This window comes from Limnobacter sp. UBA3528 (genome assembly GCF_002377005.1).
Taxonomy (GTDB): Bacteria; Pseudomonadota; Gammaproteobacteria; order Burkholderiales; family Burkholderiaceae_B; genus Limnobacter.
The window spans coordinates 141,408-161,365 of record NZ_DFOZ01000019.1; the positions used below are offsets into that span (position 1 = coordinate 141,408).

The window sequence follows — 19,958 nt, forward strand, 5'->3', positions numbered from 1 at the left end:
TTTGACCACTCTTGACCAAGCACTCTTGCTGCAAATTGCGGACACATTCAATGCATCGGCTGGCAAGCTCGGTGTAGTCGAATCCTGCACTGGGGGTGGGCTTGGTTCAGCATTGACCAGCCTTCCGGGCTCCAGTGACTGGTTTGAGGGCGGGTTGATCACCTATTCAAACAAAGTAAAAATGAAGTCGGTCTATGTGCGTGAGTCGACTTTGGAACAACACGGCGCAGTCAGTGAAGAATGTGTCAAAGAAATGGCCAATGGCGGAATGATTGCCTTGGGTGTGGACTGTTGTTTGTCAGTGTCTGGTATCGCCGGCCCTGGAGGTGGCTCGGCGGGTAAGCCAGTTGGCACTGTGTGGTTTGGTTTGGCGGTTCGACACAAGTCGATCGAGGCTTTTCACCATGTTTTTGAAGGTGATCGCGACGCCGTTCGTCAACAGGCGGTACAAGCCGGGTTAACCATTCTGTCAAAAGTATCACTCAAAAAGGCTGTATAGATTTACAGTAAAAACTGTGCAATAATTCGGAAATCGAAACCCAATTCAGTTGAAGGCAGACCATGGAAGATCTCAGAACCAAAAACCAATCCTCGGAAAAAGTCAAAGCCTTGGCCGCTGCGCTTAGCCAAATTGAAAAGCAGTTTGGCAAGGGCAGTATCATGCGTTTTGGTGAAAACGAGATCATCGACGACATCCAGTCTGTATCCACCGGTTCCTTGGGGCTCGACATTGCTTTGGGCATCGGCGGTCTTCCACGCGGTCGGGTTGTAGAAATCTACGGCCCTGAATCCTCCGGTAAAACCACATTGACCTTGCAAGTCATTGCTGAAATGCAAAAACTGGGCGGCACCTGTGCTTTTATCGATGCTGAACACGCGCTCGATGTTCAATACGCCGCCAAATTGGGCGTTAATTTGCCCGATTTGTTGATTTCCCAGCCTGACACAGGTGAACAGGCACTCGAGATCGTGGATGCCCTGGTTCGGTCAGGCTCAGTTGATTTGGTGATTGTTGACTCCGTGGCAGCGCTGACACCCAAGGCTGAAATCGAAGGCGACATGGGCGACTCCTTGCCAGGTCTTCAAGCCCGACTAATGAGCCAAGCCTTGCGTAAATTAACTGCGAACATCAAGCGTACCAATTGTCTGGTTATTTTCATTAACCAAATTCGAATGAAAATTGGCGTCATGTTCGGCAGCCCCGAGACTACGACTGGCGGTAATGCCCTGAAGTTTTATTCCTCTGTTCGCCTGGATATTCGTCGAATCGGCTCTATCAAAAAGGGTGAGGAAGTAATTGGCAGCGAAACCCGGGTCAAGGTCGTAAAAAACAAGGTGAGTCCTCCCTTCAAACAGGCGGAGTTCGATATTCTTTACGGTCAGGGAACGTCACGAGAAGGTGAAGTTGTTGACCTGGGCGTGTTGCACGGATTTGTCGACAAAGCGGGTGCCTGGTATTCCTACAACGGTGAAAAAATCGGTCAAGGCAAAGACAACGCCCGCGACTTTTTGAAAGCCAACCCAGTGATGGCGGCTGAAATCGAGAATAAGATCCGCGAAAAGCTGGGGGTGCGCTTGCTTGAAGAAGCAGCCGCAGCGCCGGTGACCAAGAAAAAGAATGAAGTCGAAGACGCCGAATAAGTTGCCAGGTAAGTCAAACAGGCGTTCATTTGGAAGTGCCACAGGTTCGAGCAAACCTGTGGCGTCCGCAAAATCGAAAGTTGTGGCACTCCTGGCCCGCAGGGAACACAGTCAAACTGAACTTCGCGCCAAGTTACTGCAGCGTGGTTATGAACCCACTGAGGTAGAGGACGCCATTGAATGGGCAACTTCACATCAATTTCAATCCGATGAGCGTTTCAAACTAAGTCTGTTTCGCAGGCGTGCGCCCACATTTGGGGACCGTGCGATTGCCGCTGAGTTGGGGCAACACGGTTTGGCAGGCGTTAAATCGCTTTCGAACGATGATTCAGAACCCCAAATTTTGAGTACTGAAGAAGACCGGGCCTTCGACTGGATCAAGCGCAGGCAGTTTTCAAGCCTGGAGAGCGTTTTAGGCGTGGAGTCTGCTGTTGATCAAGCTCAATTGTTGGTTTTAAAATCCAAGGTTTATCGGGCTCTTTCAGCCCGTGGGTTTGAATTTGGCAACATTGAACGCGCCTGGCGGCGCATTCTAGCTGAGTTCAAATCCAATGCGTGATATGATCCACTCCGGCTTATGTGTTTCCATAGAAGTGATAGTCTAGTTAAATAACGAAGCGTTATTCAACGACACAAGAAGCAAAGAAAGAGATGGATAAAAACCTTCATAGCATGCCCGGCATGCCTCATCCTTGCCTCGGCTTTACGTCCGAGAACCCGCTTGCGCTGTCACGCGAAAAAAACACTCTCCACTTTACAATGTTGTCAGTTTGGTCGCCTTGTTGCGCCTAGCCGATTTGCATTAACTTTCCCAGCAAGGAATTCAAATGAAGATTCACGAGTATCAAGGCAAGGAAATTCTGAAGAAGTATGGTGTAGCTGTTCCTACCGGCTATCCCTGTTTTTCAATCGACGAGGCGATTGCTGCCGCAGAAAAACTGGGCGGCCCGGTTTGGGTGGTGAAGGCGCAAATTCACGCAGGTGGTCGCGGCAAAGGCGGTGGCGTGAAAGTGGCAAAGAGCATGGACGATGTAAAAACGTATGCTAGCCAAATTCTGGGCATGCAGTTGATCACCCATCAAACAGGCCCAGAAGGCCAGAAAGTCAGCCGCTTGCTGGTTGAAGAGGGTGCCGACATCAAAAAAGAATACTACGTTGGCATGGTGGTTGACCGTGTTACGCAGCGTGTTTGCGTCATGGCATCTAGTGAAGGCGGCATGGAAATTGAAGAGGTGGCGGAACACACGCCTGAATTGATTCACAAGGTGTACGTAGATCCGGTTGCAGGCCTAACCGACGCCGAAGCGGACGATCTGGCGGTAAAAATTGGTATCCCAGCAGGTTCCGTTGCCAAAGCGCGAGTGGCATTTCAGGGTTTGTACAAGGCATTTTGGGAAACTGACGCCAGCCTGGCCGAAATCAACCCACTGATCCTGACTGGCTCTGGCGACATCATCGCACTGGATGCGAAGCTGAACTTCGATTCCAATGCCTTGCATCGTCATCCCGAAATCGTCGCCTTGCGCGATCTGGCCGAAGAAGACCCTGCTGAAATTGAAGCCAGCAAGTTCGATCTGAGCTATATCAGTCTGGATGGAAATATTGGTTGCCTGGTGAACGGTGCTGGTTTGGCCATGGCCACCATGGACACCATCAAGTTGTTTGGTGGCGAGCCTGCCAACTTCCTGGATGTGGGCGGCGGTGCCACCACTGAGAAAGTGACTGAAGCTTTCAAAATTATGTTGAAAAACCCCAACCTGAAAGCCATTTTGGTAAATATCTTCGGCGGCATCATGCGTTGCGACGTGATTGCAGATGGCGTGGTTGCTGCATCGAAAGCGGTGGGTTTGTCGGTTCCCTTGGTTGTGCGCATGAAAGGTACTAACGAAGACTTGGGCAAGAAAATTTTGGCTGAATCTGGTTTGCCAATTATTGCAGCGAACACCATGGGCGAGGCTGCACAAAAAGTGGTGGCTGCGACGAAAGGCGCTTAATCGCCTGGTGCTCCACATTTGACAGCCATTCAACACGAAAAAGGATTTTCACAATGTCTATTCTCATTAACAAAGACACCAAGGTAATTACCCAAGGTATTACTGGTAAAACTGGTCAGTTCCACACGCGTATGTGCCGTGAATACGCCAACGGCAAGAACTGTTTTGTTGCGGGTGTGAACCCCAAAAAAGCTGGCGAAGATTTCGAGGGTGTGCCCATTTATGGCACCGTGGCCGATGCCAAAAAACAGACTGGTGCCAACGCATCTGTCATTTACGTTCCGCCTCCCTTCGCTGCGGCTGCCATCTGGGAAGCCGTTGAGGCTGATCTGGATTTGGTGATTTGTATCACCGAAGGCATTCCCGTTCGTGACATGATCGAAGTGCGTGATCGCATGCGTAGGGAAGGACGTAAAACCATCGTTGTGGGGCCAAATTGCCCAGGCGTCATTACACCCGATGAAATCAAGATCGGAATCATGCCCGGTCATATTCACAAAAAGGGCCGTATCGGTGTTGTATCTCGGTCCGGTACCCTGACCTATGAAGCAGTGGGTCAGTTGAGTGAGTTGGGCTTGGGGCAGTCTACTGCGGTGGGCATTGGTGGCGATCCAGTGAATGGATTGAAGCACATCGACGTGATGCGAATGTTCAATGATGATCCCGACACCGATGCAGTGGTCATGATTGGTGAAATTGGTGGCAGCGACGAGGAAGAGGCAGCCTTGTGGGTGAAAGACAACATGAAGAAGCCCGTGGTTGGTTTCATTGCTGGTGTGACAGCCCCCCCCGGAAAGCGCATGGGCCATGCTGGCGCCATCATCTCTGGCGGTAAAGGTACAGCTCAGGAGAAGCTGGCCATTATGGAAGAGTGCGGTATTACCGTGACCAAAGACCCGTCCGTGATGGGCCAATTGCTGAAGAAGGCGATCGGGGCGTAATTCGTCGCGGTCCATAAAAACCCCACCATTCACTCAGAATGGTGGGGTTTTTCTTTTTAACCCTAGCGGGGGTACTTCACGCAGGCCGAACACCGAAGAATGGTTTCTCAACACCACTTTTCGATGCGAGGAATGCGACGATGAATAATCCCAGAGCTTTTACCCGAAGTCAGGTTTCTAAGGGCTTCACCCTGATCGAGCTGATGATTGGCATTGCAATTATTGGCGTGCTGTCGGCCATTGCCATCCCTGCGTTTCAAGATTACTTGAACCGTGCAAAGGTTACCGAGTTAATGAATATTGCCCAGTCTTGCAAGGCAGGTATTATTGAATACACAGCCACAACAAACGCATGGCCAGCCAACGCTGGTGATGCGGGGTGTCAGTCCAACGTGGCTGCGCAAAGTCAGTACGCACGTCAATTGCTTGTGGGGGCAAACGGTAGAATTCAGGTTACTTTTCAAGCCAACACGGTCGCTGCCGGTATCGTTGCCAACAATTTCATTGCGCTTATTCCCTTCACGGGTGGTGCAAGGCACACAGACCCGTTGCAGCCAGTGGGTGAATGGCGTTGCGTGACCAACGTTACTCCGGAGTTCCGGCGCTATCTTCCCGCGGCCTGTCGTAACAACAACGTTAACTAAAGTTTACCGAGTGAAATCACTCTTGCCACCGCGTTTTTCAACGAGTTTGGTTTGAGTCATCACCATGCCTTTGTCGATCGCTTTCAGCATGTCGTAAATGGTGAGAAGCCCTACCTGAACACCGGTCAGGGCTTCCATTTCCACGCCGGTTTTGCCCACGGTTTGTGCGGTGCAGGTGCAATGAACCTCGCAGAGTTCATCGTTCAGTTCAAATTCAACTGCCAACCTTGTCAGGGGTAGCGGGTGACAAAGAGGAATAAGATCAGACGTACGTTTTGCACCTTGAATGGCTGCGATCCTTGCTACTCCCAATACATCGCCTTTTTTGGCCGTTCCGGCCTTTAAAACCTGGTAGGCCTCGTTCCCCAGCTGTATGGTGCCAGTGGCCACCGCTTTGCGTTCGGTTTCACTTTTCCCGCCCACATCGACCATGTGTGCATTGCCTTCCTGGTCAAAGTGCGTAAGTCCGTTCATTGTTGTAATCCCCTGCTGACTAATCAATCAACTTCAAGGCGTTTACCTAAATTTACCCAAGGAAACCTTGCTGCAAACCGGAAGTTGATTGAACTTGTTTTTCATCGCGCTATCATACCCACACTACCACCGTAAAAAGCCCATGATGCGTCTTGATTTTAGGAAAAGTGTTGCGAGTGTGCTGTGCAGTACCCTGCTGCTGTCTTCCATGTTGTCGCCGATCGCGCATGCGGACGGCTTGAATAACTTGCCTAGCCTGGGTGATGCCGGCGGGGCTGAGCTTTCTGTTCAGGACGAGCGCCGGTTGGGCGCGTTAATCATGAAGGATTACCGGGCTTTTGGAGCGGTAAACACTGATCTTGAGATCACGGCTTACATCAGTCGATTGGGCAACAAGATTGTTCAAGCTGCATCGGAATCTCCGTCCAATTTTGAGTTTTTTCTGGTCACCGACAAATCAGTGAATGCATTTGCCATGCCCGGCGGCTATATTGGTGTGCATACTGGACTAATCGCAGCCTCTCAAACAGAATCTGAATTGGCCTCTGTGTTGGCTCACGAAGTGGGGCACGTAACCCAACGCCACATTGCCCGCCGGTTTGGGCAGCAAAAGCAAACCAGCCTTGTGGCCACTGCCGCCATGATTGCAGCATTACTGGTTGCTGGTTCTAATCCCCAGGCGGCTTCCGGCCTCATGGCGGCCGGTGCAGGCTACTCCATCGATCAGCAATTGTCTTTTTCTCGTGACGCGGAGCGGGAAGCAGATCGGGTTGGATTTTTAACCCTTCAGCAAGCGGGTTTTGATACCCAGGGCATGGTTGATTTTTTTGGGCGTTTGCAAACAGCATCCCGTCTATACGAAAACAATGCGCCTTCTTATTTGCGCACTCATCCGCTAACCACCGAGCGAATTGCTGATATTCGTAACCGGGCTGGCCTGGAAAGCAGCTCAAATCGAAATCAAAACCAGTCAAGCCTGGAATTTGAGCTTATACGGGTGAAGTCCATCGTGTTTGCAGAACGAAGTAATCAGCAGTTGGCTGATCGTTTGCGAACTTTCGAATCACCCAACGAGCAAGAGGGCATCAAAGATCCAGTTGCTTTAACTTATGGTCGCTCACTCGTGTTGAATTCGATGGGGCGTAAGCAGGAGGCCCTGGCAGCCAGTGAAAAGGCCATCGAGTTGTTCAAATCTGGGCAATCTGTGGTCAAGAAAACCGAGGTTCCCTTGCTGCTTCAAAGTCAACGCATGCGAATGGCTATGGATGTAAGCTTGCCCTTGGCCTCGGCACCCATGGACCGGCGTCCTGTACGTGACCGCTCGGCCTTGAATGCGCAGGAAAAGGCCACGCTTGGGCAACTGACAGCCTTGCGAAATGAATTTAAAAGTGAAATGTCAGTCCGTCTGATGTATGCCGAGGGCCTGCAGCGTTTGGGGTTATTTGCCGAGTCAGATGCATACCTGAAAGAGCTTTCCCAGGCCTATCGCTCGGTACCGGAGGTGTTTGATTTGCTAGCCCAAAGTGCCTTGGCCTTGAGAAAACCAGCGGAACATCACATGGCCTTGGCTCAGTCCTACAATGCACGCCAAGCCTATTTGCCCGCGATTGAACAGGCTGAAATTGCCAAGCGTTACGCGAAAGACAACTATTACTTGCTTGCAGAAATTGATGCCAAACAACGCGAATACAAGCGCAAAGCCGATGCTGAGCGTGAATTCGCCAAGTTTGGCAACTAATTGTGGTTGCTAGGTTTGGTAGTTAATCGTGAAGCCAATCAATGTCATTCTTTGTGATAATCACTGACTCGTTGTACTTCATTGGCCGAACCCAGCATCACTGCACAGCGTTGGTGTAAATCAGTGGGTTGTATGTCCAGAATTCGCTGGGTTGAATCAAAGCTTTTGCCCCCGGCTTGTTCTACAAGCAAGCTCATCGGGTTGGCTTCATACATCAGGCGCAGTTTGCCAGGTTTGTTGGGGTCACGCAGGTCTTTGGGGTACATAAAAATACCACCCCTGGTCAGCACACGATGCACATCCGCCACCATGGAGGCAATCCAGCGCATGTTGAAGTCTTTGCCGCGCACCCCGGTTTTCCCTTCGAGCAATTCAGCAATATAACGCTGCACTGGCTGATACCAGTGACGCTGATTCGACATGTTGATGGCAAATTCTTTGGTGTCTTCTGGTATGTCCATACTCTCGCTGGTTTGGATATACTGGCCTGCCTCACGGTCCAGTGTAAAGGCCACAACGCCCTTGCCAAACGTCAGTACCAGCGAGGTTTGGGGGCCGTACACCACATAACCTGCAGCCAGTTGTTCGGTACCAGGCTGCAAGAAGCTTTCATTGGTAATTTCTCCCACATCTGGATTGGGTAGGATGGAGAAAATAGTGCCAATCGACACGTTTACATCAATATTGCTCGAGCCATCCAAGGGGTCAAAAAGTACAAGAAATGGGCGATCCGAGTGCCCAGGTACTGGGGAACTGTCGTCCAGTTCTTCAGAGGCCATACCCGCGACAACACCGGTTGCAGCAAGCGCATCCAGAATCATGTCATTGGCAATGATGTCGAGCTTTTTTTGGGTTTCGCCCTGAATATTTTCTGAACCTGCGCTACCCAATACGCCGCCCAGCGCCCCTTTGTGAACCGCAGCAGAGATGGATTGCGATACGTCGGCAATGGCCGAGATCAGCACGCCCATGTGTGCATCGGCATGGTGTTCAAGGTATTGCGCCAAATTCATACTCATTGTTGTCCTCTGTTCAATTCAAAATTAATGGGTAGCAGCGTCTAGCGCCTTGCCAATCACTTCCCGTACATCTGGCGACAATTTGTCTGTGTTTAATATACGTTCTAGTTGTTTGTGCGCTTTTTCTTGCAAAGCGGGTACCAGCTTGGTCCAGCGGTCCAGGCCACGTGCCATTCGCGCGGCAACTTGTGGGTTAATGGTGTTCAGTTCAATGACAAGATCGGCCCACAGGGCATAACCCTCCCCTGAATGCGAGTGAAACACACTGGGGTTTTGCATCGCGAAAGCAGCCAGAAGCGAGCGAGCACGATTCGGGTTTTTCAGGGTAAAGGACGGGTGTTTCAGTAGTTCACGTACCGCCTGTAAAGTGTTCACGTTTTCATTGCTGGCAGGCACAGTGGCCTGCAACATAAACCACTTGTCAACAGCCAGCGCTTCATTTTTAAAGCGTTCGAAAAACTCCGCCAACTCCGGTGGGTTACCCGGACCGTTGTGCACAATATTGCTCAGTGCAGCCATGCGGTCGGTCATGTTGTTCGAGGCCGCATACTGCAACTTTGCCACATTCATTTCTTCGTCTGCAGCAGCTGTCACCAAATAGGCCAAAGCCACATTTTTCAGCGCACGCTGGCTTGCGGCCACTGCATTGTAGTTGTACGGTTGTCCGGTTACGTTGCGTGCCTCATAAATCGCCTTGAAGTCAGCCCCGAAGGTGCATGCCAACAAGTCGCGCAAGGTCGAACGTGCGAAATGCATGGCGACGGGGTCTACCAGTCCGTCGAATGCTTCAAGCAGAGTGCCTTCACTGGGCAACTGCAAGGCCAAAGCCAAAAAGCCGTCTGACAATTGCTTGTCGTTCAGCAAGTTTTCCACAATTTGCACGGCAGCCTGGGTATTTGTACCGTCGGTTTGCCCGCGTTGCAGGTAAATGTCCAAAATGGCTTTGCCATAAATTTTCTGGCATGCGTCCCAGCGGTTGAATGGGTCATTGTCGTGACCTGCCAAAAAGATAAGGTCATCCGTGGTGTGCGTGGTTTGCAGGATAACGGGTGCCGAAAATCCGCGCAGCAGCGAGGGTACTACAGTTGCATCCAACCCAGTGAATACGAATGTTTGCGTGTGCTCAGTAAAGTCGAGTACATCCCCATGTAGGGCACCGGCATGGTTTTCAAGTTGTAGTGGCATATCGCGACCACTGGCTTTTTCTACAAAACCCAATTTCACAGGAATGTGAAAAGCGGGTTTGCTCACTTGACCTGGGGTAGGGCGGCAGTTTTGTTTCAAGGTCAGTGCAAGTTGGCCATTGGTTTGCTTCCAGCTTGCGGATACTTCTGGGGTACCCGCCTGTGAATACCAATGACGAAACTGCTTTAAATCGAGTTCTGGATGCGCTTCCTGCAGGGAAGTTTCCATGGCGCTGACAAAATCTTCGCAGGTCACTGCCTGACCATCGTGGCGTTCAAAATAAATTTGCATGCCACGCTGAAACAACTGCTCTCCCAGCAATGTGTGCTGCATGCGAATAACTTCGGCGCCTTTCTCGTACACAGTCACTGTGTAGAAATTGTTGATTTCCTGATAACTGTCAGGTCGTATTGGATGGGCCATAGGGCCGGCATCCTCAGGAAACTGTGCGGCGCGCAGCACCTTCACATCTTCAATCCGTTTTACCGCGCGTGCAGAATCTGCCTGCACTTCATCCAGCCCTTCGGCCATCATGTCTGCAGAAAACTCTTGGTCGCGGAATACAGTCAAGCCTTCTTTTAACGAGAGTTGAAACCAGTCTCTACAGGTCACCCGGTTGCCGGTCCAGTTGTGAAAGTACTCGTGGCCCACCACGCTTTCGACGTTCTCGAAATCAATGTCTGTGGCCAATTCTGGGTTTGCAAACACAAACTTGGTATTGAAAATATTCAAACCCTTGTTTTCCATGGCGCCCATGTTGAAATCGGCTGTGGCCACAATCATGAACCTGTCCAAGTCCAGATCAAGGCCAAACCGTTCACGGTCCCAGTCGATCGACTTCTTCAGGCTCTGCATCGCAAAGTCAGTTTTGTCCAGGTTGCCCGGTTCAACCCACACTTGAAGCAATGCCGGTTTGCCATTGCCTTTCTTTACAGTTTCTTCTTGGCACACAAAGCGACCGGCCACCAAGGCAAACAGGTAGGCAGGCTTGGGAAATGGGTCTTCCCAACGTGTCATGTGCAAGCCCTCCCCCAGCTTCTTTTCCTCTATCAAGTTGCCATTGGACAAACTGACAGGGTGCGTGGCCTCGTTCGCAATCAGGGTGACTGTGAACTGGCTAAGTACGTCCGGACGGTCAGGGAAATAGGTAATACGTCTGAAACCTTGAGCCTCACATTGTGTGAAAAAGTTGCCGTTGGACACATACAGGCCTTCAAGCCGCGTGTTTTGGTCGGGTTGAATGTAGACGGTCACTTCCAGCACGCCTTCTCGGCCGGGTTGATGGATGGTCAGGCCAGTAGGGCTTTGAGTGTAGCGGGTGGTGTCCAGCTTTTCACCATTGAGCAGCACTTGATCCAGCTCAAGGTCTTCCCCATCCAGTTCAAGTGGCAAGTTGTCAGGGTATGAATAGTCCCACACTTGAAATTCCAGGCGACTTGCTACCTTGGTGCGCGACGGATTCAGCGTGAACGTCAAATCAGTGCGACTGATTTTGTAGTTCGGCGCTGTGTAATCCTTGCGATAAAAGGTGATAGGTACTTGTGCGTCTCTCATGCCGGGAATTCCTTGTTACTACTTAGTGGTCGTGACCGCAGTCTGGTCCGTGTTTGTGTTCATGAGCGTGCGAATGTCCATGGTCATGATCATGTCCGTGATCATGGTCACAGCAATCGTGGTGTTTCAGTTCCGGCACCACAATTTCCAGCATGGCTGCAGTCAGTGTGCTGAACTTCAACTCAAAATGCTCAAGCATGTGCATGCATTCGTGGCTTGCCACAACGCGCGCGCCGGTTTCATTTAACTGAACCGGCCAAAAGTTCAGGCCAGCCACATGAAGAAATTCTTCAAAGCCTTTCTGGCCTCGCGCTACTTCAAACAGCTCTTCTTTCGCGGCTGCCACAATCGCCCACTCGTTGGTGTTCGACACCAACTTGTCTCCTACTTCCACGGTGTCATGCAGGTGGCAAATCAGTGTGCTGCCATCGGTGGCTTTCACATCGTGAGGCACTTCTTGGCGCTCATCAAAAGTCAGTTCAATGGTTTTCGCATTGCGAAGCAACACAGCAGCCACTTTGTGATTGGCTTTAACCACCTTGTTGTAGACCACATCGTGGTTGTGGCCACAGTCCGGGCCGTGCTCGTGATCATGATGGTGATCGTGTGAATGGTCTGCGCTCATGGCGTGTCCTTCGAGGTAATTTAGTCGCGGAAATTTTCGAAACCCAGGGGTGTCTCGGTTACTTTTTGTTTCAGCAGGGCAATCGCACTTTGCAGGTCGTCGCGCTTTGCGCCTTGAATACGTACGGTGTCGCCCTGAATGCTGGCCTGTACTTTCATCTTGCTGTCTTTGATTTCCTTCACAACTTGCTTGGCCAAGTCTTTGTCCAGCCCGTTTTTCACAGTCACTGTCTGCTTGATTTTATCGCCCGATACTTTCTCTTTCTTGTCAAAAGTCAGGAAGCGAACATCCACATTTCGTTTCGCGCACTTGTTGCGAATAATCTCGGCGACCTGTTCAAGTTTGAAATCATCGTCGGCATATATCATGATGGTGTTTTCATTTAATTCGACTTTGGAATCGGAGCCTTTGAAATCAAAGCGGGTACCAATTTCTTTGTTCACCTGATCAACCGCATTGCGCAATTCGATCAAGTCCGGTTTGCAGACCACATCAAAAGACGGCATAGTTCATTCCTTCAAGCATAATGCCTCATTGTAATCGCTAGACCATCCCCTATGTCAGCCCTCACTGCCACCCACAGCGTCGATCTGCAACCCTTGCACACCTTTGGTTTACCTGCCCGTGCCCGAGAGCTGCGTTTGTTGACCAATCAGGACGATCTAATGGCTTTTGCCCGCGTCAGGCAGGAAGGACAGCCTTTTCTGTTGTTGGGTGAAGGCAGCAATACGGTGTTTACCAGCCCGCAGGTAGACGCAACGATTTGGAAGGTTGCACTAAAAGGCCGCCGATATTTGGGCTGCGATGGGGTTCATCACCATTTGAGGGTTTGGGCTGGCGAAAACTGGCACCACACAGTGGAGTGGACGGTGGCCATGGGCTGGGGTGGGCTTGAAAACCTTGCCTTGATTCCAGGATGCGTGGGTGCAAGCCCGGTGCAGAACATCGGAGCCTACGGCGTTGAACTCAAAGACCGCGTTTCAGCAGTGCACGTATTTGATTTGGATGTTCAAAAGGAATGTATTTTCAATCTGGATGAATGTGAGTTTGCCTATCGCGACAGCGTTTTCAAGCATGCTGCGCAGGGTCGTTATGTGATTACAGCGGTAGATTTCGCCTTGCCAGTACAGTGGCAGCCCGTGTTGGGTTACGGTGATGTGGCCCAGCGTGTGGCTGGACCGGGAAAACTGACTCCTTTGAACTTGTTTAAGGTGATCAGTGCCATTCGTACCGAGAAGTTGCCAGATCCGGCCGTATTGGGGAACAGCGGCAGCTTTTTCAAGAATCCGATTGTCTCTGAGTCAAAGGTGCAAGCCTTGGTTGAGCAGTTTCCCAACATAGTGAATTACCCGGCTGATCATGGCCAAGTCAAGCTGGCGGCTGGTTGGTTAATCGAGCAGTGTGGTTTGAAGGGGTATGTGTTGGGCGGCGTTGGTGTTTACACTAAACAATCGCTGATTCTTGTCAATTTGGGAAAGGGGCAGGGTGCTGAACTGCGACAATTGATTGAACATGTTCAGGCCCAAGTTCAGGCGCGGTTTGGTGTGTTGCTTGAACCAGAGCCGAATTTGATCGAGATGTAAAAAAACCGCCACCTTGTTCGGGTAGCGGTTTTTAAAGTTTATTCGCTAATAATCAAATGATTAGCCGCGTTTAAACTTGGCATTGGCTGCAATGCGCAGGCGCAGTGCATTAAGTTTGATAAATCCACCGGCGTCGGCCTGATCGTAGGCACCGCCGTCTTCATCAAAGGTGGCGATTTTTTCATCGAACAAGGAATCCGTTTTTGAATCGCGGGCCACTACGATCACATTGCCCTTGTACAACTTCACGCGTACCCAGCCATTCACGGTGGTTTGTGTTTGGTCAATCAAGGCTTGCAATGCGAGGCGCTCTGGTGCCCACCAGTAACCGTTGTAAATCATGCTGGCGTAGCGGGGCATCAAATCATCTTTCAAGTGCGCCACTTCACGGTCCAAGGTAATTGATTCAATCGCGCGATGCGCCTTCAACATGATGGTGCCGCCGGGAGTTTCATAGCAGCCGCGGCTCTTCATGCCCACGTAGCGGTTTTCAACTAGGTCAAGGCGTCCAATGCCATGCTTGCCGCCCAAACGGTTCAATTCGGTCAGTACCGTTGCGGGGCTCATTTTCTTGCCATTCAGTGCGACAATATCGCCTTTCTCGTATTCAATATCCAGGTACTCGGCTTCATCGGGCGCCGCTTCCGGGCTCACGGTCCAGCGCCACATGGCTTCTTCGGCTTCTGCACTCGGGTTCTCCAGGTGCCGGCCTTCGAAGCTGATGTGCAGCAAGTTGGCGTCCATGGAATAGGGAGCACCGCCTTTCTTGTGCTTCATGTCGATTTCGATACCAGCGTCTTCAGCGTACTTCAGCAGCTTCTCCCGGCTCAGCAAGTCCCATTCGCGCCAGGGAGCGATAATTTTTACACCTGGCATCAAAGCGTAAGCACCCAGCTCGAAGCGAACCTGGTCGTTGCCTTTGCCTGTGGCACCATGTGAAATCGCATCTGCGCCTGTTTCACGGGCAATGTCGATCAATCGCTTGGCGATCAATGGGCGGGCAATTGACGTGCCGAGCAGGTATTCGCCTTCGTACACGGTATTGGCGCGGAACATGGGGAATACGAAATCGCGCACGAATTCTTCGCGCACGTCATCGATGTAAATATTCTCGGGCTTGATACCAAACTTCAGTGCTTTTTGGCGTGCCGGTTCAAGCTCTTCACCCTGGCCCAAATCGGCTGTGAATGTCACGATTTCACAGCCATAGGTGTCTTGCAGCCATTTCAGAATAACTGAGGTGTCCAAACCGCCGGAATAGGCGAGTACTACTTTATTGATGTCGCTCATGGTTCTCGATTCAAAAAGGGTTGTTACAGGTCCGCTTACTTGCGGCCCAACAAAAGGAATTCCATCAGGGCTTTTTGGGTGTGCAGGCGGTTTTCTGCCTCGTCCCACACCACACTTTTCGGCCCGTCAATCACTTCGGCCGCCACTTCCTCGCCACGGTGGGCGGGCAGGCAGTGCATGAACAGGGCCTCCGGGTTGGCCACATCCATCATTTCCGTGTCCACCTGAAAGTCTGCAAATGCACGGCGGCGTGCCTTGTTTTCATTCTCGAAACCCATGCTGGTCCATACATCAGTGGTCACCAGGTCAGCGCCTTTGCAGGCGTCCATCGGGTCTTCAAACCACTCATGGTGGGTGCCCTTGATATTGGTTTTCGCCGGGTCGATGTTGTAATCGCTGGGCGTGGAAATATTCACCTTGAAGTCCAGCAGTTCCGCGGCTTGCAACCAGGTGGCACACATGTTGTTGCCGTCACCTACCCACGCCACCGTTTTGCCCTGAATACTGCCGCGGTGTTCAATGAATGTAAAAATATCTGCCAGAATTTGGCAGGGGTGGTATTCATTGGTCAAGCCGTTGATCACAGGCACACGGCTGTTGGCTGCAAAGCGCTCAATGATTTCCTGCTCATAGGTGCGAATCATCACGATATCGCACATGCGTGAAATAACCTGTGCAGCATCTTCCACTGGTTCACCACGACCCAATTGTGAGTCTTTGGTGTTCAGGTAAATCGCCGAGCCGCCCAACTGATGCATGCCTGCCTCGAAGCTAAGCCGTGTGCGCGTGGATGCCTTCTCGAAAATCATGACCAGCGTGCGGTCCTGCAACGGGTAATAGGGCTCGTAGCGCTTGAACCTCGCTTTCACATCGCGAGACGACTGCATCAAATATTCGAACTCGTCTTTGCTGATGTCGTTGAACTGTAAAAAATGTTTGATAGGCATTTTTGTAGACCGGCTTGCCTGGCAGGCCGGTTCCTCCTTAGGCGGATTGTTCAAGAAACGCTTTAATCAATGGGGCCAGTTCCATGGCCAGCGTTTCTGCTTCTTCTTTTTTAATCACCAGTGGTGGCAACAGGCGAACCACATTGTCCCGGGTGACGTTAATGATCAAGCCTTTGTCGCGTGCAATTGCGACCAGCTCGGCACACGGCTTCCACAACTCCACACCCACCATCAGGCCGCGGCCACGAATGTCCTTTACCCCTGCAATTCCAGCCAGCTCTCGCGACAAAACAGCGCGAATCAACTGGCCCATTTGTTCGGAATGCGCCAGCAGGCCTTCTTCTTCCATAATCTGGATTGTGGCCAGTGCCGCCACTGAAACCAAAGGGCCACCACCAAACGTGGTGCCATGCGTGCCCGGCGTGAATACACCAGCTGCAGGACCCCAGGCCAGGCAGGCGCCAATCGGTACGCCCGATCCCAAACCCTTGGCCAGTGTAATGACATCGGGTTGAATGCCAGCGTGCTGGTAGCCAAACCACTTGCCTGTGCGGCCAATGCCACTTTGCACTTCGTCTATCATCAGCAGCCAGCCTTTGGCGGTGCACAACTTGCGCAAAGCTTGCAAGTATTCGGTATCTGCCACATTAATGCCGCCTTCGCCCTGAAGAACCTCAAGCAAAACCGCTTGAATTTCAGGGTTTTCGTCTGCAGCCTGTTCAATGGCCGCAAAGTTTTTGTAGGGTACGCGAACAAATCCACCGGGCAACTCGCCAAAACCAACCTTGGCCTTGGGGCTGTCTGTTGCTGCCAGCGTGGCAAGGGTTCGACCATGCCAGGCACGTTCCATCACGATGATTTTTGCGTTCTCGATGCCTTTTTTGTGACCGTAATATTTGGCCAGTTTGATGGCTGCCTCATTGGCTTCCGCACCCGAGTTACAGAAAAATGCTTCATCCATGCCCGAGATTTCACACAGGCGATCAGCAAGTTTCGACTGCTCAACCACACCATACAAGTTGGAGGTATGAATCAATTTGCCCGCTTGTTCGGCGATAGCTTTCACCAACTTGGGGTGATTGTGTCCCAAACCGTTTACCGCAATACCAGACAAGCCATCCAGGTACTTTTTGCCATCAGTTGACCACATCCAAGCGCCATCACCGTGGGTGAAAGCAATGGGCTGGCGGGCGTAGGTTTTCATCAAGTGGTCTGTCACGGTAAAACTCTCTATCAGCAGTGTTCAGGCAAAACGCGGACTCTAAAAACAAACGCAGCCAATCGGTCGACGTGCGGCTGCGTTGTGCAAAGCGAAATTGTACGACGAATCAAGGCTTAAGGGCTAGTCTTGCCGGTGAGCTCGAGTCCTAAATTCATCAAGATCAGAGGGTAAATGCTTGGCTCTCAGGTATTCATGGGCGACCACCGACAAGCATTCGTAGCTTGGCAGAGGGAAAGTTCTGCCCGAGGTTCGGATATTGTCGATTTTCATCGAGTCGACATTGTCTCGGCTCATCAATGGTTCACCTGGCGCAAGTTCCATCAAAAATGCCTGGGCTTTTGCGGCTACATCGGGAATACCAAACACCAGCGGGGTTTTTCCCACAGCCCGCGCGGAGAGTTTGACCAATTCTTTTAGGGTAAAAATTTCCGTACCGACTAAATCATAGGTGTTGTGCAGGGTGTCTTTGCCTTGGTCCTCGACACATGCAAACACAGCCTTGGCCACATCACTGACCGAGACAGGTTGAAAGCGTGCGTCAGCACCGGCCAAGGGAATAAAAGGCGCGATTTTCGCAAGCGAAGCGAACGTATTCAAGAATTTGTCTTCCCGACCAAACACCACGGATGGACGGAGAATCGTCCAGGCCAGTCCGCTGTCCTTGACTACGGCTTCACCATCGGTTTTGGAGCGAAGGTACATCGATGGCGCCGGGTTTTGCACACCCACACCCAAGGCGCTGACATGAACAATCCGTTTGGCACCGTGCTTGGACATCGCTGTGCACAGGGCTTTCGGAAATTCAACATGATTGACTCGAAAGTTTTGACCGTAAGGTTTGCCCGGTTTGCTGTGCAATACACCCAGTAGATTCACAACAATATCCTGTCCCGACACCAGGCGACCCAGTGTGGCGCGATCGTGAATATTTGCTTCAATGATCTGGCAGGTTGGCAGGGTCAGCAAATGCTTTGCTTTGTCATAGCGGCGGGTGGGTACAGTGATGCGGTAACCAGCTTTGGCCAGTTGATTGCAAACAGCTTGGCCCAGAAAGCCCGAGCCACCGATCACCAATACGTTTTTTGTCTTACTCATAGAAACAGCGTTCACCTGATTACTTGGATCCGTAGATGATACCCAGTCTTTGTTTCAAAGGGGTCGAGGCATTGTTCAACAACAGAGAATACGCCACTGTATTGGACATTACGTTCTTCACGTAACCACGTGTTTCGTCAAATGGGATCAATTCTGCAAAAATCGCGCCTTCTATCTTTCTGTCGCCGAGTCTGCGTTTCCAAAGGGCAGGGCGACTCGGTCCTGCGTTATAACCCGCTGAAGCGAGTACCGGCGATTGATCGTGTTGCTCAAAGACCATTTTCAGGTAGCTGGTACCCAAAGTCAGGTTGGTCTCAATTTCCGTAATATCGGCTGGTTTAAAGTCAGACATGCCAATTTTCTTCGCGACATATTTGGCGGTGGCGGGCATGACCTGCATCAAGCCACTGGCGCCAACACCTGATCTTGCAATCGTGACAAAGCGGGACTCCTGGCGAATCAAGCCATACACCCATGATTCATCCACGCCAATTTCCCTGGTTTTCGCTTGCATGTTGTCACGGAAAGGCGTGAGGTATCTCAAGGCCAAGTCATGCTCGGCTTCGGTACGATCCGCTGCCGCAATGGCACGGTCGTACAACTGGTGGCGTTCTGCCCAGGTTGCCGCTGCAAGCAATTGCCGGTCGTTCATCTGCGCGACTTGCAGGTTAAATTCCCAAAAACCCTCGGTACGCAGGCCTGCATCGTAAAGCGCAAGGGCGCGTAACAGCCCTGGGTGTTTCTTCGCCCAGTCCAGTTCAGCGGCACTCAATAATTCAGGGCGTTTTGGGGCTGTGACTATGTCGCCCAGCTCTTCATGCGCCAGTTTTCCATAGAAAGAAAAAGGGCTGCTGGCTTTGATCCATTCTTGCCGGGCTTCAACTAGCTTGCCTGCTTGGGCCAGTGCGCGTCCTCGCCAATAGGCCCAGGCTCTGTCTTCTTTCACATTCGGGCTCATCTCGTTGGTGGCCTGAAGCACGGCATTCCAGTCTTCCAAGAGCAGCGCCGAGCGTACCTTCCATTCTTGCTGTTCCGGGCTCATTGCTTCCAATTTGCTGCGCTTGAAGTAGGTCAGCGCATTTCTGTCCCATACCAGGCCTGCACGGTATCCCACATGCGCCCAAAGCCATTGTTCAGAGCTGGGAGAAAGTTTGCCCTGGTGGTTTTCAGTGATCTGACGCGCAATGCGCTCATAGTCTTCAACCGCTTTTCTGGCCAGCGCACCCGTCAAGTACAGATCTGTGTCGGTACTGCGACCTGGCGACTTCAAGTATTTATCGGGATTGAAAATGGCCTCTCGCAAAGTCTTGCTGTCAATGGCTTTTCCCCAGGCCGTGTCTTCGAATTCATCAACAAATTTAACCGCGTTGGTCAGCTGGTTTGCAGCCACCATCTGCAGCACATGTCGATCCAGGTCTTGGGCGCTAACGCCGCCCAGTTTGTACAGGTTTTTCAGAAGAACTCGACATGTTTTAGGCAGGCGCTTGTCGAAACTTACAACGGCATCCAGTTTGTACCTGACCAATTGTCCCTGTTCTGCTGCATACATCAGGTCTGCACACTCAACGCCTTGATCTGGTCGGTAGCGCAGGTGTTGTCGCTGCTCTGCAAAATCATTCCACTGTGCGGTACGCGCTAGTTGCTCAAGCCAGTCTCGCCGCAAGGTTTCCGCAGGCCAGCTATTGTCATGTTTGTTCAGCAGAGGCAGAATTTCAGACTTCGCCCACACCACTTCTCGGTCCGGAAACTGTTTCTCCACGCCTTTTTGAAAAAAGCGAAATTCCCAGATGTCCACATAAGGCCTAAATATGCTTTTTTGCGGCAACTCGGAAGTCAAGCGGTTAAACTTGTCATACGCACCATCAGCGTAAGCAGATTTAATCTGTTTGATTAACTCTGCATCCGACTCTTTATTGGCCAAGGCGGGTTGAAATGCCATGGCACCCAAGGCAAGCAAAGGCAGCGAGATCCAGCGTGAAATGTAGTGAGAAATTGTCATTGTTCCT

At 51.4% G+C, this 19,958-nt stretch carries 18 protein-coding genes; 8 read left to right on the plus strand and 10 right to left on the minus strand.

From position 1 onward, the window contains the following. Position 1: 1 nt before the first annotated feature. The 6 genes from B4N58_RS05650 to B4N58_RS05675 all read left to right on the plus strand — a co-directional run bounded on the left by B4N58_RS05650 (position 2) and on the right by B4N58_RS05675 (position 5,220). Complete coding sequence (locus B4N58_RS05650) at positions 2-499, plus strand: CinA family protein (RefSeq protein ID WP_291746807.1); 498 nt, start codon at positions 2-4, stop codon at positions 497-499. A gap of 62 nt (positions 500-561) precedes the next feature. Next, on the plus strand, positions 562-1,641 hold the full coding sequence (gene recA, locus B4N58_RS05655) for a recombinase RecA (RefSeq protein ID WP_008252672.1): 1,080 nt from the start codon (positions 562-564) through the stop codon (positions 1,639-1,641). Positions 1,642-1,699: 58 nt separating this feature from the next. Then, positions 1,700-2,200 (plus strand): regulatory protein RecX, encoded by a 501-nt coding sequence (locus tag B4N58_RS05660; protein ID WP_008252670.1) that lies wholly within the window; start codon positions 1,700-1,702, stop codon positions 2,198-2,200. A gap of 268 nt (positions 2,201-2,468) precedes the next feature. Next, complete coding sequence (gene sucC / locus B4N58_RS05665; RefSeq protein ID WP_171100189.1) at positions 2,469-3,635, plus strand: ADP-forming succinate--CoA ligase subunit beta; 1,167 nt, start codon at positions 2,469-2,471, stop codon at positions 3,633-3,635. A gap of 53 nt (positions 3,636-3,688) precedes the next feature. Beyond that, on the plus strand, positions 3,689-4,576 hold the full coding sequence (gene sucD, locus B4N58_RS05670) for a succinate--CoA ligase subunit alpha (protein WP_008252667.1): 888 nt from the start codon (positions 3,689-3,691) through the stop codon (positions 4,574-4,576). A 140-nt stretch (positions 4,577-4,716) separates the two neighbouring features. Next, the gene (locus tag B4N58_RS05675; RefSeq protein WP_040513642.1) at positions 4,717-5,220 is read left to right on the plus strand and encodes a pilin; all 504 of its coding nucleotides are present in this window, start codon (positions 4,717-4,719) and stop codon (positions 5,218-5,220) included. Between the two features lie 3 nt (positions 5,221-5,223). On the opposite strand, the gene moaC is transcribed toward B4N58_RS05675, so the two are convergent. Continuing rightward, positions 5,224-5,694: a cyclic pyranopterin monophosphate synthase MoaC gene (gene moaC / locus B4N58_RS05680; RefSeq protein ID WP_008252665.1), complete on the minus strand. Its 471-nt coding sequence runs from the start codon at positions 5,692-5,694 to the stop codon at positions 5,224-5,226. Between the two features lie 142 nt (positions 5,695-5,836). Here moaC and B4N58_RS05685 point away from each other — a divergent pair, with 142 nt between their 5' ends. After that, entirely contained in the window at positions 5,837-7,432 is a 1,596-nt protein-coding gene (locus B4N58_RS05685) for a M48 family metallopeptidase (RefSeq protein ID WP_008252664.1), read from the plus strand. A gap of 44 nt (positions 7,433-7,476) precedes the next feature. On the opposite strand, the gene B4N58_RS05690 is transcribed toward B4N58_RS05685, so the two are convergent. The 4 genes from B4N58_RS05690 to B4N58_RS05705 are packed head-to-tail and all read right to left on the minus strand — an operon-like array spanning position 7,477 to position 12,321. Beyond that, positions 7,477-8,451: a class 1 fructose-bisphosphatase gene (locus B4N58_RS05690; RefSeq protein WP_291746818.1), complete on the minus strand. Its 975-nt coding sequence runs from the start codon at positions 8,449-8,451 to the stop codon at positions 7,477-7,479. Positions 8,452-8,475: 24 nt separating this feature from the next. Further along, positions 8,476-11,190, minus strand: coding sequence for an aminopeptidase N (gene pepN, locus B4N58_RS05695; protein WP_291746821.1), 2,715 nt, complete (start codon positions 11,188-11,190; stop codon positions 8,476-8,478). A gap of 22 nt (positions 11,191-11,212) precedes the next feature. After that, on the minus strand, positions 11,213-11,815 hold the full coding sequence (locus tag B4N58_RS05700; protein ID WP_008252660.1) for a hypothetical protein: 603 nt from the start codon (positions 11,813-11,815) through the stop codon (positions 11,213-11,215). 20 nt (positions 11,816-11,835) lie between these two features. Then, complete coding sequence (locus B4N58_RS05705) at positions 11,836-12,321, minus strand: YajQ family cyclic di-GMP-binding protein (RefSeq protein WP_291746826.1); 486 nt, start codon at positions 12,319-12,321, stop codon at positions 11,836-11,838. A 51-nt stretch (positions 12,322-12,372) separates the two neighbouring features. Here B4N58_RS05705 and murB point away from each other — a divergent pair, with 51 nt between their 5' ends. Next, a complete protein-coding gene (gene murB / locus B4N58_RS05710) occupies positions 12,373-13,398 on the plus strand; it encodes a UDP-N-acetylmuramate dehydrogenase (protein ID WP_008252658.1) in 1,026 nt (341 codons plus the stop codon). A 60-nt stretch (positions 13,399-13,458) separates the two neighbouring features. Here murB and B4N58_RS05715 read toward each other — a convergent pair whose 3' ends face one another. The 5 genes from B4N58_RS05715 to B4N58_RS05735 form a co-directional block, all read right to left on the minus strand. Then, positions 13,459-14,688 (minus strand): argininosuccinate synthase, encoded by a 1,230-nt coding sequence (locus B4N58_RS05715; protein ID WP_291746831.1) that lies wholly within the window; start codon positions 14,686-14,688, stop codon positions 13,459-13,461. A gap of 35 nt (positions 14,689-14,723) precedes the next feature. Next, complete coding sequence (gene argF, locus B4N58_RS05720; protein ID WP_008252656.1) at positions 14,724-15,635, minus strand: ornithine carbamoyltransferase; 912 nt, start codon at positions 15,633-15,635, stop codon at positions 14,724-14,726. A gap of 37 nt (positions 15,636-15,672) precedes the next feature. Then, complete coding sequence (locus tag B4N58_RS05725; protein ID WP_040513640.1) at positions 15,673-16,854, minus strand: aspartate aminotransferase family protein; 1,182 nt, start codon at positions 16,852-16,854, stop codon at positions 15,673-15,675. A gap of 123 nt (positions 16,855-16,977) precedes the next feature. Then, entirely contained in the window at positions 16,978-17,952 is a 975-nt protein-coding gene (locus tag B4N58_RS05730) for a complex I NDUFA9 subunit family protein (RefSeq protein WP_291746834.1), read from the minus strand. A 19-nt stretch (positions 17,953-17,971) separates the two neighbouring features. Next, positions 17,972-19,951: a lytic transglycosylase domain-containing protein gene (locus B4N58_RS05735; protein ID WP_291746836.1), complete on the minus strand. Its 1,980-nt coding sequence runs from the start codon at positions 19,949-19,951 to the stop codon at positions 17,972-17,974. Positions 19,952-19,958: the final 7 nt, after the last annotated feature.